We start from the raw sequence: 14,283 nt of genomic DNA, 5'->3' as shown, positions 1-14,283 counted from the left end.
AGGCGCCCGCGCCGCGCCGGCCGCCGAGCGTGGCGGCGCCGCCGCACCCGCGCCCCCGCACCGCGCGGCGCCGCACCACGCGCCCCCACACCGCGCGCCGCCGCGCCGCGCCGGCCGCCGCGCGTGGCGGCGCCGCCGCACCCGCGCCCCCGCACCGCGCGGCGCCGCACCACGCGCCCCCACACCGCGCGCCGCCGCACCCCGCGTCCCCGCACCGCGCGGCGCCGCACCCAGCGCCCGCGCACCGCGCGCCCGCACCGCGCCCCCACTCGCGCCCTCCACACCGCGCGCCCCCACTCGCGCGCTCCACACCGCGCGCCTCCACACCGCGCCGCGCCGCGCCACGCGGGCGCGGGGCGCGGTAGTGTCGGCCCTTGGCCGCGCTCCCCCACAGCCTCGCCGTCGCCGGGTGCGCCTTGCGGGATGCGGTGGGGACGCGGGCGCTGCGACGGTTGCAGCTCGCGTGGGTCGCGTGCTCGCTCGGCGGGTGGGCGTTCTTCGTCGCGCTCTCCGTGTACGCGTATGACGTCGGCGGCGCCTCGCTGGTCGGTGTCGCCGCGGTCGTGCGGATGGCGCCGGCGGCGCTGGCGGCGCCCTGGATGTCGCTGCTCGGCGATCGGCACTCGCGGCGCAACGTGCTGTTCTGCCTCGCGCTCGCGCGGGCGGTGGTGCTCGCCGCGGCCGCGCTGCTCGTGTGGGTGAGCGCGCCCGCCGTGCTGGTGTTCGTGCTGGCCGCGCTCTTCACCGCGATCGGCACCGGGCACAGGCCCGCGCAGGCCGCGCTGCTGCCGTCGCTGGCCGACGACCCCGGCCAGCTGGCCGCCGCCAACGCGCTGTGGAGCGCGGTCGACAGCTTCGGCTTTCTCTGCGGCGCGCTCGCGGGAGGCCTGCTGAGCGCCGTCGGCGGGGTCGAGCTCGCGCTCGCGGCGACCAGCGTCGCGTTCCTGCTCGCGGCGCTCGCGCTCGCGGGCATCCCGGCCGACCCGCCGCCGCGCTTCAGCGCCGAACGGCACCGGACCGACCTCGTCGAGGGAATCCAGACCGTGTGGCACGAACCGCACCTGCGACTCGTCGTCGGCGTGCTCGGCGCATCGACGCTGATCGAGGGCGCGATCGACGTGTTGGTCGTGCTGATCGCGCTCGAGCTGCTCGACCTCGGGCCCGCCGGAGTCGGCTGGCTGAACTCCGCGTGGGGCGTCGGGGGCCTGTTCGGCGCGGCAGGTGCGCTGCTCATCCTCGGGCGCGGGCGCAACGCCACCGGCCTCGTCATCGCGTCGCTGCTGATCGGCCTGCCGCTGCTCGGCCTCAGCGCGGTTCCCGCGACGAGCGTCGCGGTCGTCGGTCTGATCGTCCTCGGCGTCGGCTACGCGGTGATGGAGGTCGCCGGGCTGACCCTCGTGCAGCGGCTGGCCTCCGACGCCGTGCTGGCCCGCGCGTTCGGCGTCGTCGAAGGGACGTACTGGCTGACGACCGGGCTCGGCTCGCTGCTCGCCCCGCTGCTGGTCGCGCTCGCGGGCGTCCGCGGCGCGCTGCTCGTCGTCGGCGCGACCCTCCCGACCCTGATCCTGCTGCGCTGGCGGGCGCTCGCGCGGATGGAGGCGTCCGCGCCCGTCCCCGAGCGCGAGTACCGCCTGCTGCGCGGCCTCGGCATGTTCGCGCCGCTACCGGTCGCGCAACTGGAGGAGCTCTCGCGCCGGCTCACGCCGACCCACTTCCGCCGCGGCTCGGTCGTCCTGCGCGAGGGCGAGCCCGGCGACCGCTTCTACGTCATCGCCGCGGGCGAGGTCGAGGTCTCCGAGCGCGGCCGCTTCCGCCGCACCGAGGTCGTCGGCGACTGCTTCGGCGAGATCGCCCTGCTGCGCGACGTCCCCCGCACCGCGACCGTCGTCGCTCGCACGGACGTCGAACTCCTTGCGTTGGAGCGGGAGGAGTTCCTCGCCGCGATCACCGGCGATCGCCGCGCCCTGGCCGCGGGCCACGATCTGGCCGATGCGCGGCTCGCCCCGGCGTGATGTTCGGGGCGTGGCATCGGTGGGCGGTTGTCCGCTCTCGGCTGCCGTGATCGGCGTGAGGGACGTCCATGTGCACTCCGCGGGGGGTGGCCTACGTTTCGCCCCTGTACGGGGGCGGAACGTCGAACACCCCTACGAACGCGCCAAGTCGAACAGTGCGGCTTCGGTCGAGAAGCGCCACCACCGGCGAAAGTGATCACAACCGATCTCGCACGGTCTCCGTGGACCGTAACTTGACGGTCTCCCTGCACGGCGCGACGAGTCAGCACGGCCAAGCGCCGCGGCGGACGGCGGCACGACCGACCAGGCCGGGGCGCAGCAGCGACCCCCCTCCCTCAGTGCTAGGCCGTTCCCCGAATACCGGCACGGCCACACAACAACGCACTCGCCCACCGATGCCACGGCATCACTCACAACCCCGCTTCCACATCGTGCCCGTAGAGCCACTCGTTGTGGCCGAGCGGGTCCTGCGCTGACAACGCGAGGTCACGCGCCTCCTGCTCCGGCCCGTCCTCCATGTGGTGGTGCTCGCGGCGAGCGCCGCTCAGCCGTTGCACGCGGGTGGCGCGGTCGACCCGCAGCGACTCGTAGCGGCGGAGCGCGGCGTCGACCGGCGCGTCCACGAGGCAGCGCGCGAGCACCGCGCCGTCCTCGATCGCCTGGCCGGCGCCCTGGGCGAAGAACGGGAGCATCGGGTGGGCGGCGTCGCCGAGCAGCGCGATCCGGCCCGACACCCAGGACGTGATCGGCTCGCGGGCGTAGAACGCGTAGCGCTTGGTCTCGCGGGCCGCGCCGATCAGCTGCTGCACCGCCGCGTCCCAGCCCGCGTACTCGGCGAGGAAGTCGGCGACCTCGCCCGGTGCGGTCCAGGACTCCTCGCGCCAGTCGCCCGCCGGGTTCGCGGTGACCAGATTCACGAACGCGCCGCCTGACACCGGGTAATGGACGAAGTGGCGCTTCGGCCCGAGCCAGATCGAGCAGACCGGGCGCCGGGCGAACTCGGGCGCCTCGTCAGCGGGTACCAGCGCGCGGTACGCGGCCAGCCCCGTGAAGACCGGTGAGCCCGGCCCGGCGACCACGTCGCGCACGACCGAGTGGATGCCGTCGGCGCCGATCAGCGCGTCGAACGGCTCCGACGCGGACCCGTCCGCGAACACGAACCGGGCCCCGTCCACATCGCTCACGCGCCGGCCCAAGGACACGACGCCGGCCGGCAGCGCGTCCGCCAGCACACGCAGCAGGTCGGCGCGATGGACGGCGATGTAGGGCGCCCCGAAGCGCGCCTCGCCCTCGGCGCCGTACGTCTGGGAGAACAGGATGCGGCCGTCCTCCCAGCGCCGGAACTCCCACGCGTCCTCGAACGCCACCGAGACCGCCGCGAGGGCGTCCCCGAGGCCGAGCCGCTGCAGCAGCCGGACGGCGTTGGGGGCGATCTGGATGCCAGCGCCGATCTCGCTCAGCTCCCGCTGCTGCTCGAACACGCGCACCTCACCCACCCCCGCCCGAAGCAGGAAAAGGGCGGCCGACAGGCCGCCCAATCCACCACCGGCGATGCCTACGCGCATGGCGTAGAACCTACCCCCGCCCGGCCGCGCGCAGGCGGCCGGGCGAGAGTAGACCGCTCAATTACGGCGTCGTCGCCGAGAGCGTGAACGTCACCGTCTTGGCGTAGCCGCCGCGCAGCAGCGACTCGCCCGCCCCGATCGACTGCTTGAAGCCGATCGTCAGCGGCTGGAGGCTGACCGGCGTCGGGAACGCGGTCAGGCTGACCCGCGTCCCGGGCGTCTCGCTCAGTGGCTTGTACGCCCCGTCGTTCGCCTTCACCTGCAGCGGCTGCGCCAGGAACGACGCGCCGTTGACGAGGTGACCGGTGTGGTTCGTGCTGTCGTCGCGCACGGTCAACTCGGCCGCCGTGGCGGACGTGGTGACCTTGCCGGCGAGGCTGGCCGTGTAGTCCTTCGCGACGCCCGGCTGGAACGTCCCGAAGTTGGCCGAGCCGGTGATCTCGAGCGCGAGGACGCCCGGCACGAGACCGCCGACGCCGACGTCCTCGCTGTTGTCACCTGCGGGCTGCACGTTGACCTGCAGGAGCTTGGACACCGTGCCGCCGTGGCCGTCGGTGACGGTGACCTTCGCGTGGAACACGCCGGCCGTGGTGTAGGTGTGCATCGCGTCCTTGGTGGACGCGGTGCCGCCGTCGCCGAAGTCCCACGCGTAGGTGAGCGTGTCGCCGTCGGCGTCCGCTCCCTGCGCGGTGAACGCGACCGGGTCGCCGACACCGACGTCACCGCTCGGGTTGCGCTGTGCCTCGACCGTCGGGGCGTGGTTGCCCGCCCCACCGCCGGTGCTGCCGCAGTCGGCGTCGGCCACGGCGTTCGCCGCGATCTCGATGCCCCCCAGCAGGTGCTTCAGGTACGGCGCCTCGGCGAAGGAGGCCTGGGTGTGACCCATGCCCGTGTACCACGAGCGGCCGCCGTCATACGCGTGGCACCACGAGATCGGATGGTCGTCATCCGTGGTGTTGCCGTCGTCCTCGCCGTAGGTCGACTCGTCGACCGTCGCGAGCACGTGGACACCGCCGGCACGCGGCGAGTAGTCGTCCCCGCCGCCGCCGACGACCGCCCCGTCGGGCTTCTGGTAGTTGTACCACTCGTCCACGCGCTCCCACGGGTTCGGGAGCCCGCTCGTCGAGTGGTCGTCGGTGTCCTCGATGTGGACCGTCGCGGTCGGCGTGCCGGCCGGGTGGTTGCGGAAGTACGCGCCCACCAGCTTGCCGTACCAGGTCCACGTGTACTCGGTGTCAGCGGCCGCGTGGATGCCCACGTAGCCACCGCCGCCCCTGATGTAGCGCTCGAACGCCGCCTGCTGGGTGTCGTTGAGCGGGTCGCCCGTGGTCGAGAGGAAGACCACGGCGTCGTAGTGGCTCAGGAAGCTGTCGGTGAACACCGCGGCCGAGTCCTCGGACGCGTCGACACCGAAGTGGTTGTCCGTGCCCAGCTTCTTGATCGCGGCGATACCGGCCGGGATCGAGTCGTGGCGGAAGCCCGTCGTCTTGGAGAAGACGAGCACACGGAACCGGTCGCCGCCCTGGTCGGGCCCGAACACGTTGACCGTGACCGAGCGCGTGGTCTGGTCCTCGCCGTCGGACACCGTCACCTTCGCGGTGTACGTGCCCGCCGCGGTGTAGGTGTGCGACGGGTCCTCGGTGGTCGAGGCCGCGCTGCCGTCACCGAAGTCCCAGCTGTAGGTCAGGTTGTCGCCATCCTCGTCAGAGGCGGTGACGGCGAAGTTGACCGGCAGCGGGGCGAACCCGGTGGACGGCGTCGCCGAGATCTCGGTGACCAGCGGCGCGTGGTTCTCATCCACCGGCGGGCAGCCGGTGGAGCCGTCGACCTTGAAGTACTCGAAGCCGACGACGCGATCGGCGATCTGCACGCCGAGCGTGAAGAGGCCGAAGTCCGGGTTGACCATGGTGTTGCTGACCTCGTTGGCCATCGCGGTCCACGTGGAGCCGTCGAGCGACCACTCGCCCTTGTAGGTCGTCCCGGTCTTGGTCAGACGCAGCCACACGTCGTTGACGACGGCCGGGAACCCGGAGTTGACCTCGGGCTGCGGGTTCTGGATCACACCCGCCTGCTCGGAGCGCAGCTCGATGCGGTTGAACTTCGTGTTGTTGACGTCGGAGATCGCGTCGAACTTGATGTAGTTGTCGTCGTCGGCGCGGACCAGGATGCCGCCCTGGGCGTACCCGCCGTTGAGCTGCGAGACGTCGACCTTGGTCTCGAGGACGTAGTTGTCCTTGCCGATGTGGTCCGCGGACTGCAGCAGGAAGTTCCGCGTCCCGGACGGATCGCCGTTGGTGTAGATGTCGCCGAGGACCGTGGTGACCTTCAGGTCGCCGTCCGCGAACGCGATCTTCGACGCGTCGGGCCGGACGATCTTGTTCCACTTCTCGGTGTCGAGCGCGGTCCCGTCGAAGTCATCGCCCGGGCCGGTGCAGTCGCACCCGCTGCCGCCGCCAGGCTGCTTGCCGTCGAGCAGGAAGTAGTCGAACGACATCGTGTCGCCCACGCCCGCCGCCTGCGGCCCGAAGGCGAACAGGCCGAAGGCCGGGGTCGTCATCGCGTTCGGCACCGCGGCCGAGTCGACCCAGGTCGTCCCGTCGAAGGAGTGCTGGGCGGTGTAATTCGTGCCGGCCTTCTTCAGGCGCAGCCAGATGTTCGTCGTACCCGCGGGCACGTCGATGTTGTTCTGCGGGTTCTGGACGGCCCCGCCGACCTCCGACCGCAGCTCGATGCGGTTGATCCGCGTGTTGCCGGTGTCGGAGATCGCGTCGAACTTGACGTAGTTGTCGCCGTCCTTGTAGGCGATCAGGCCGCCCTGGGAATAGCCGTCGGTGATCGTGCCGGACAGCTTGGTCTCGATCTCCCAGTCCGCGCCGGCATGGTCGGCCGACTGGAGGATGAAGTTGTTCGGCGGCGGGTTGGTGTCACCCGTGTAGATGTCGCCGAGCTCGGTGGTGATCGTCAGGTTGCCGCCGCCGACGGCGTACTTCTCCGGGTTGTCGCGCACGATCGCGTTCCAGCGCGACTTGTCCAGCGACGTGCCGGAGAAGTCGTCGCTGCGGTTCGAGCCGGACGGCGTGCCTCCGCCGCCACCGCTCGCGCTCTCGAGGCGGAACCAGTCGAAGTCGGCGACCGGCGAGGCCGCCGCGGCGTTGTTGAAGGCGAACATGCCGATCTTCGCCCCGGCCGGGATGGCCGCCGCGCGGCCGACCGGGGTCCAGGTCGTGCCGTCGGTCGAGTACGCGCCCGTCACGTTGGTGCCGTCGGACACCATGCGCAGGTAGTAGTCCTTCGGGAAGTTCGCGGCGAGGTTCGCCGTGGAGTCCGCCGCGTCGTTGCGCGGGGTCCCGTTCGTCTCGAGGATGAACTCGAACTTCTCGACGCCGGTCCCGTTCTCGGTCGCGATGCGGCCGAACTTCACGAAGTTGCCGTCGTCGGTGTAGAGGATCATGCCCGCCTGCTGCCACTGGTTGTCGCCCTCGAAGGCGACCTTCGTGGTGGCGGTCCAGGCCCCCGTGGGCGCGGCGCGCAGCACGATGTTCTTGGCGTCGTTCTTATCGCCGTAGATGTCACCGGGCGCGGCCGGGATGTGCAGCGCGCCGCTGCCGACCGTCATCCCCTGGTCGCGGCGCACCACGTCCCACGGCGGGGTCGCGATGTCGGTGCCGTTGAACTCGTCGAGCTGGGTCGAGCCACCGCCGGCCGGAACGTCCGGGTCGAAGTGGATCCAGTCGAAGTACGAGTTCGGCTTGTTGGCCGCCTGGTCGCTCAGCGCGACCGGGCCGATCTGCGGGTTGGAGAACGTGCTCAGCGGCGCCGGCTGGCCGACGGGCGTGAACGTGTCCCCGTCGAACGAGTAGAACGCCGTCAGGTTCGTGCCGTCCGAGTGGATCCGCACGTAGTAGGAGAGCGGAGCGGTCTCGGGCAACGGGCCGACGTTGTCGGCCGCGGTGTTGCGCGGGTTGCCGGCGTTCTCGTAGATGAACTCGAACGTCCGGGTGCCGCCCGCGGAGATCATGTGCACCGACGCCCAGTTGTCGTCGTCGGAGTACACGCGCAGGCCGGCCTGCTGGTAGTTCTGGTTGAGCTCGGCGACGCGGACCTTCGCGGTGACGGTCCAGACGCCGCTCGGCGTCGGCTGCGTGATGATGTTGCCGGCGCTGGTGCCGCCCTGGTAGATCGAGCCGTTGTCGATCGGCAGGACGAGCTCACCGTTGGTCACGGTGAAGTTGTCGAAGCTGCGCCGCACCGTCCAGCGGTTGAGATCCAGGCTCGAGCCGTTGAACTCGTCCGACTTGGCGTTGTGGTCGCACTGGTTGGGCGCGCCGGTCACGCGGACGTCGACGGTCGTCGACGCCTTGATGCCCTGCGCGTCGGTCACGGTGACCTTGGCCGTGTAGGTGCCCGCGTTCACGTACGTGTACGTCGGGTCCTCCTGGGTCGAGGTGTCCGTGTTGGTGCCGGTCACGCCGAAGTCCCACGCGTACGTCAGCGCCTCGCCCTCGGGGTCGGTCGCCGTGGCGTCGAACTTCACCTGCAGCGGCGCCTGGCCGCTCGCCGGCGTGGCCGTGGCGGACACCTCGGGCGGAGCCGAGATCGCCGCGCCCTTGCCGTGGACCTGGAACCAGTTGAGGTTCATCAGGCCGCCGCCGTCGGTGGGGTGCGTGAACACGATGTAGAGCACGTGCGTGCCCTGCGGCGGGTTGGTGATCGGCGCGGAGACCGTCACCCAGTTCTGCCAGCCGCCCGTCGGGGCCACGTCGGCCGAGGCGAACGTCGCGCCCGTCGGGGAGTCCATCCGCAGCTCGATCTTGCCGCCGGCGCCACCGGACGCCACGCGGAAGTCGATCTTGTTGATGTCCTCGAAGTTCATCCGGTTGAAGTAGATGTAGTCGCCGTTCTCGATGAACCCGACGTTGTTGCCGCCGCCGACGTCCTGCGTGGCCTCCTCCTGGACGCCCGGGTCGCCGCCGGCGGTCGAGCCGGCCACGCGGCCGGTGCCGTTGTTGTGCTCAGCCCGCTTCTTGCGGGTGTGCAGGACCACGTCGTCCATGCCGGTCAGGGCCTGGGCGTTGCCGTTGCCCTTGTCGGTGTACGTCGCCACGATCGACGTGAAGATGTTCATGTTCGGGTCGTGGCCCGAGTCCGAGGCGGTCGTGACCGTGCCCTCGCAGCCGGCCTTGGTCGACAGCGGGTGGGCGTGCTCGTCATGGCCGAGCTGGAGGTTCAGCGAGACCTTCGAGCAGTCGATCGTGCCGTCCTCGGGGTCGGTGACGGTGATCTTGTAGGCGATCGTGTCGCCGAAGTCGGCGAACTTGCCGTCCTCCGGGAAGTCGAGCTTGACCGTCGGGCGGGTGTTGCCCGCGACCACGACGAGCGTGTCGGTGCCGGCCATGCCGTCCTGATCGGTGACCGTCAGCTTGACGTTGTAGTTGCCGGCGGTCGTGTAGGTGTGCGTCGGGTTCGCGGCCGTCGAGTCGGTCGTGCCGTTGCCGTCGAAGTCCCACGCGTAGGTGAGCGAGGTGCCCTCGGGGTCGACCGAGCCGGTGCTCGAGAACTGGACCGTCAGCGGGACGGGGCCGTTGTCCTTGTCGACCGCCGCGTGGGCGATCGGCCTCCTCGCGCCCTTGACGTAGTCGATCCGGAAGACGCCGGAGTCGGCGTTGTTGCCGTTGAAGCCGCCGCCCCAGTCGATGACGTAGAGCGAGCCGTCAGGCCCGAACTCCATCTCGTGGACGCGCTTGAACGTGGTCATCCACGGCGAGTTGGCGACGTTGGTGACGGCCGACTCGTCCGAGTTCAGGTTCGCCGTCTTGATCCAGCCGCTGTTCCACTCGCCGATGAACCACTGCTTGTCGTAGAACGCCGGGAACTTGGTGTCCGAGTTCAGGTTGGCGTCGAACTTGTACCGCGGGCCGCCGGTCGGGGCGCCGCCCGGGCCGAGGCCCGGATTGCGCGTGTCCGTCTCGCTGTAGCCCATCCACATGATCGCGGGCTTGGCGGGCGGCAGGTTGGTCAGGCCCGTGTTGTTGGGCGAGTTGTTGACCGGCGCCGCGCAGTTGAACTTCGCCCCGGACGTGCTGGTGGCGAAGTCGTAGTCGTTGTAGGCGACGTTGTCGCGGATGCAGTACGGCCAGCCATAGAAGCCGGGCGTGACGACGTTGTACTCGACCGTGCCCTGCGGGCCGCGGTTCGGGTTCGTCGCGCTCGCGTCCGGGCCGTAGTCACCCATCAGCACCTTGCCGGAGATCGGGTCGACCGTGATCCGGAACGGGTTGCGGAAGCCCATCGCGAAGATCTCGGGCAGGGTCTTGTTCTGCGTGTCGTCGGCCTCGTTGAAGAGGTTGCCCGTCGGGATCGTGTAGCCCGTGCCGACGCCCGGGGCGGTCGGGTTCGCGAGCGGGACGATGCGCAGGATCTTGCCGCTGTAGGAGTTCGTGTTGGCCGACGTGCGCTGCGCGTCCCAGAAGGCGCGGCCGGGGCGCTCGTCGATCGGGTTGTAGCCGTCGGACGCGAACGGGTTCGTGTTGTCGCCCGTCGACAGGTACAGGCTGCCGTCCTTGCCGAAGGCCAGCGAGCCGGACGAGTGGCAGCACTCCGTGCGCTGGTTCTGCATCTGGAAGATGACCTTCTGCGAGGCCATGTCCAGCGTGTCGCCGTTGAGCGTGTAGCGCGCGATCCGGGTCTCGGTCGAGGAGTCCGGCAGCGGCGTGTAGGCGACGAAGATGTTGTGGTTGGTGTCGAAGTTCGGGTCCAGGGCGATGCCGAGGAGGCCGTTCTCCTGCACGCTGGAGACCGGGATGCGGCCGGTGGTCAGCACCGTGCCGTCCGGCTTGATGACGTTGACCTCGCCGGTGATCCGCTCGACGTAGAACACGCGGCCGTCCTTGGCGACGGCGAGCTCCATCGGGCTCTCGGTGTCGTCGTCGATCGCGCGGACCTCGAAGTCGCTCGCGACCGGTGGGGCCTGACGCATCGGGCCGCAGTCGGCGTTGCCGACGCCGGCGGCGGTCTTCAGGCCGCCGAGGATGTGGGCGCGGATGTTCGGCTCGGAGAACGACGCCTGCGTGTGGCCCTGCGCGGTGTACCACGCGCGGCCGCCGTCGAAGTTCGTGCACCAGCTGATCGGGTGATCGTCGGCCTCGGCGGAGTCGTCGGCCTCGTCATAGGTCGACTCGTCGATCGTCATCAGGACGTGGACGCCGCTCGCGCGGGGCGAGTAGTCCTGGATGCCGGGCTGGTTGCCACCGACCACGGGGTTCGTCGGCGGCTGGAAGTTGTACCACTCGTCCGTGCGCACCTCGGAGGCCGGAAGGCCCTGGGTCGACGGCTCGTCGGCGTCCTCGACCTTGACCGTCGCGGTGGGCGTGCCGGACGGGTGGTTGCGGAAGTACGCGCCGAGCATCTGCCCGTAGTAGGGCCACGTGTACTCGGTGTCGGATGCCGCGTGGATGCCCGCGAAGCCGCCGCCCGCCTTCATGTAGTTCTCGAAGGCGGTCTGCTGGGCGTCGTTGAGGACGTCGCCGGTCGTGGAGAGGAAGACCACGACGTCGTACTGCGCCAGGTTGGCGCTGGTGAACTGCGCCGCGTCCTCGGTCGCCGTGACCGTGAAGCCGTTGGCGGCGCCGAGCGCCTGGATCGCCGCGATGCCCTGCGGGATCGAGTCGTGGCGGAAGCCCGCGGTCTTGGAGAACACGAGCACCTTGGAGAGCGTGTTCGCCGGGGTGTCGGAGACCGTGATCGACCCGCCCATCCCGCTGTGCAGAGCGCAGATGAACGTGTACGTGCCGGCGGTGTCGAACGTGCGCGAGATCGGCGCCTCGTTGGGAGCTTTGACCTCGTTGCTCGTCCAGTTCGCACTGGTCGACGTGACCGTGTGGGTCGCCGTCGCACCATCGAACTCGAAGCGGACAGTGTCCCCCTTGTGGATCGTGACGTTGGGGGGCGAGAACGCCGGTACAGGTGCGTCGACCGCGTCGATCACCACGGTGTCAGCCAGGGCGGTTCCGGTCCCCAGGGCGCCGGCCACAAGGGCGACGGCGAGTGCGAGCAGCGCAGAACGCAGCGTGCGCATGAAAACGGCTCTCCTCCGTTTGATTCCTCCGACCTCCGGACTTATTTCAAATGAGAGAAATAAAGTCCAGCGGGAATCGACACTTCGTCAACAAGATTTGCCGTCAGCCGACCGAAGACCGGCCTTCCACCAGCGCTTGAACCCCATCGAGGATTCGCTGCAGACCGAACTCGAAGGAATGCTCGGGTGCGAACGCGGCGTTGTGCTCCTCACCGGCCGCTCCACCGACCCTCATAGCGGTGGGATAGCGCTCAGGTTCGAGGAGTGTTTCGAGGAGCGGGGCCCGCTCAGCCCACCAGGCCTCGTCGCTCTGGCCCGTTCGTCGCTCGGCGTGGGCGGACTCGAGCGCGCGGCGGGCCGCGCCCTCGACGTGGCCGGCGAGCAGGCTGATGACGGCGTCCATCTCGACGTCGGTCAGCCCGATGCCGTCGACCACCCGGAGCTCGTGGTCGTAGCGCGCGATCACGTTCGGCCCCAGGACCGGGCGGACCATCGTGATCTCGAGCAGCCAGGGGTGACGGTGATAGCGCCACCAGTTCTCGTGGGCGACCTGCTCGAGCCGCTCCCGCCAGGTCCCCTCGACCTCTTCGTTGGGTCCCGCGACGGCCTGGTCGAACATCAGGTCGATCAGCTCAGACTTGCCCGGCACGTACGTGTAGAGGGACATCGTCCCGACCCCCAGCTGCTCGGCGACCTTGCGCATCGAGAGCGTGCCGAGGCCCTCCGCGTCGGCGACCTCGATCGCGGCGTTGACGATCCGGTCGAGGTCGAGCCGCGGCTTCGGCCCCTTGGTCGGTGGGGTGCGCGCGCGCCAGAGGAGCTCGAGGCTGCGTTGGGGGTCGCCGCTTCCGCCGTACTCCGTCATGGGTGTACTCCGTATCATGTACGCTATCCCGTATGGCGTACGGAGTAGAGGCCTCGGATTTGTCCAAGCGATTCGGTGACGTGGCCGCGTTGGACGGGTTGTCACTGGTGGTGCCGGCCGGGAGGGTGTGCGGGCTGCTCGGGCCCAACGGCGCAGGGAAGACGACCGCCGTGCGGGTGTTGACCACGCTGCTGCGGATGGACGCGGGGCGCGCCGTCGTCGCGGGGTGCGACGTGGCGCGCGACCCGGTGGGCGTGCGGCGGCGGATCGGGCTCGTCGGCCAGCACGCCGCGGTCGACGAGGTGCTCTCCGGGCGGCAGAACCTGGTCCTGTTCGGGCGACTCTTCCACCTCGGCGTGCGCCGGGCCCGGGCGCGGGCGGACGAGTTGCTGTCGCAGTTCGGCCTGACCGACGCACGCGATCGGCCGGTGTCGTCCTACTCGGGCGGGATGCGGCGGCGGCTCGACCTCGCGGCCGGATTGATCCTGTCTCCGCCGGTCCTGTTCCTCGACGAGCCGACGACGGGGCTCGACCCGCGTGGGCGGGGCGAGGTCTGGGCCGCGGTGCGCGCGCTGGTCAGCGAAGGGACAACCGTGGTGTTGACGACCCAGATGCTCGAGGAGGCCGATCAGTTGTCGGACGTCGTCACCGTGATCGATCGCGGGCGCGTGATCGCGTCCGACACCCCCGCCGCGTTGAAGGCGTCGGTGCGCGCTGATTGGATCGAAGTGGTCGTGCGCGACGCGGTGTCGCTGGAACGCGCGAGGGCGGTGCTGGGAGCCGGCGCCGAGGTCGATGTGGACGCGCGGCGGGTGAGCGCGCCGGTGCGCGACCGGATCGCGACGCTCGGCGCGGTGGTGCGAGAGCTCGGCGACGACGCCGAGGACGTGACGCTGCGCCGCCCGACGCTCGACGAGGTGTTCCTGGAGCTCACGGCCCCGCCCTCGCCGCGCGCGGCCGCCTCGGAGCGGCCGGCATGAGGTGGGTCGTCGCGGACACCTGGACGATCACGCTGCGCGCCCTGCAGCACCTGGTGCGGCAGCCGTTCGTGCTGCTGGTCGGGCTCGCGTTCCCGATCCTGATGCTGCTGATGTTCGCCTACCTGCTGCGGGGCGGGTACGGCCCGTCGTATCCGGAGATCCTCGTGCCGGGGCTGCTCGCGCTCGGGTGCGTTTTCGGGCTGGAGGGGACGATGACCGCGATCGTGACCGACGCGGGGCGCGGCATCACCGACCGGTTCCGCTCGCTGCCGATGGCGGGGTCGGCTCCGGTCGCGGGCCGCGGGGTCGCCGATCTCTTGACCGCGGTCGCCGGGCTCGTGGTGCTGATGGCCTGCGGGCTTGCGATCGGATGGAGCTGGCATGACGGCCTGGCGAACGCGCTTGCCGCCGTCGCGCTGTTGCTCTGGCTGCGGTTCGCGACGATCTGGCTCGGCTTGTACCTCGGGCTGGTCGCGGGGAAGCCGGAGGCCGTGGTCGCCGTGCAGATCCTCGTCTGGCCGCTCGCCTTTCTCTCCAACGCGTTCAGCGATCCGGCGACAATGCCCGGGTGGGTGGGCGCGATCGCCGAGGTCAATCCGCTGTCGGCGACGGTCGCGGCGACGCGGGAGCTGTTCGGGAATCCCGGGTGGGGCGGGGACTCGTGGGCGGCGACGCACGCGTTGGAGCTGGCGGTGGCGTGGCCGTTGGTGCTGAGCGCGGTCTTCTTCCCGCTGGCGGTCGCGCGCTATCGGGCGCTGAGCCGGTAAGGGTCGAGGGCGGCCGGACA

Annotated in this window: 6 protein-coding genes; 3 read left to right on the top strand and 3 right to left on the bottom strand. The window is 70.6% G+C overall.

What is annotated here, in order from left to right; translation table 11 throughout:
• Window positions 1–374 precede the first annotated feature (374 nt).
• Window positions 375–2,012, top strand: a complete 1,638-nt coding sequence (locus G569_RS0109755; RefSeq protein WP_084284566.1) for an MFS transporter — start codon at window positions 375–377, stop codon at window positions 2,010–2,012.
• A 410-nt stretch (window positions 2,013–2,422) separates the two neighbouring features.
• On the opposite strand, the gene G569_RS0109750 is transcribed toward G569_RS0109755, so the two are convergent.
• From G569_RS0109750 to G569_RS0109740, 3 genes are all read right to left on the bottom strand, one after another.
• Window positions 2,423–3,577: an FAD-dependent monooxygenase gene (locus tag G569_RS0109750; RefSeq protein WP_028063280.1), complete on the bottom strand. Its 1,155-nt coding sequence runs from the start codon at window positions 3,575–3,577 to the stop codon at window positions 2,423–2,425.
• 61 nt (window positions 3,578–3,638) lie between these two features.
• Entirely contained in the window at window positions 3,639–11,651 is an 8,013-nt protein-coding gene (locus G569_RS57615; RefSeq protein WP_053226108.1) for a ThuA domain-containing protein, read from the bottom strand.
• 103 nt (window positions 11,652–11,754) lie between these two features.
• Window positions 11,755–12,516 (bottom strand): TetR/AcrR family transcriptional regulator, encoded by a 762-nt coding sequence (locus G569_RS0109740; protein ID WP_028063279.1) that lies wholly within the window; start codon window positions 12,514–12,516, stop codon window positions 11,755–11,757.
• 32 nt (window positions 12,517–12,548) lie between these two features.
• On the opposite strand from G569_RS0109740, the gene G569_RS0109735 reads away from it, so the two are divergent.
• Together G569_RS0109735 and G569_RS0109730 are read left to right on the top strand one after the other, a co-directional pair.
• Window positions 12,549–13,496, top strand: coding sequence for a daunorubicin resistance protein DrrA family ABC transporter ATP-binding protein (locus G569_RS0109735; RefSeq protein ID WP_028063278.1), 948 nt, complete (start codon window positions 12,549–12,551; stop codon window positions 13,494–13,496).
• A complete protein-coding gene (locus tag G569_RS0109730; protein WP_028063277.1) occupies window positions 13,493–14,263 on the top strand; it encodes an ABC transporter permease in 771 nt (256 codons plus the stop codon). The genes G569_RS0109735 and G569_RS0109730 overlap by 4 nt, the downstream gene beginning before the upstream one ends.
• Window positions 14,264–14,283: the final 20 nt, after the last annotated feature.

The sequence above is a fragment of the Solirubrobacter soli DSM 22325 genome (genome assembly GCF_000423665.1).
Lineage (GTDB): Bacteria > Actinomycetota > Thermoleophilia > Solirubrobacterales > Solirubrobacteraceae > Solirubrobacter > Solirubrobacter soli.
The sequence above is the reverse complement of the archived record's forward strand: the minus strand, read 5'-3'. Positions and strand labels throughout refer to the sequence as shown.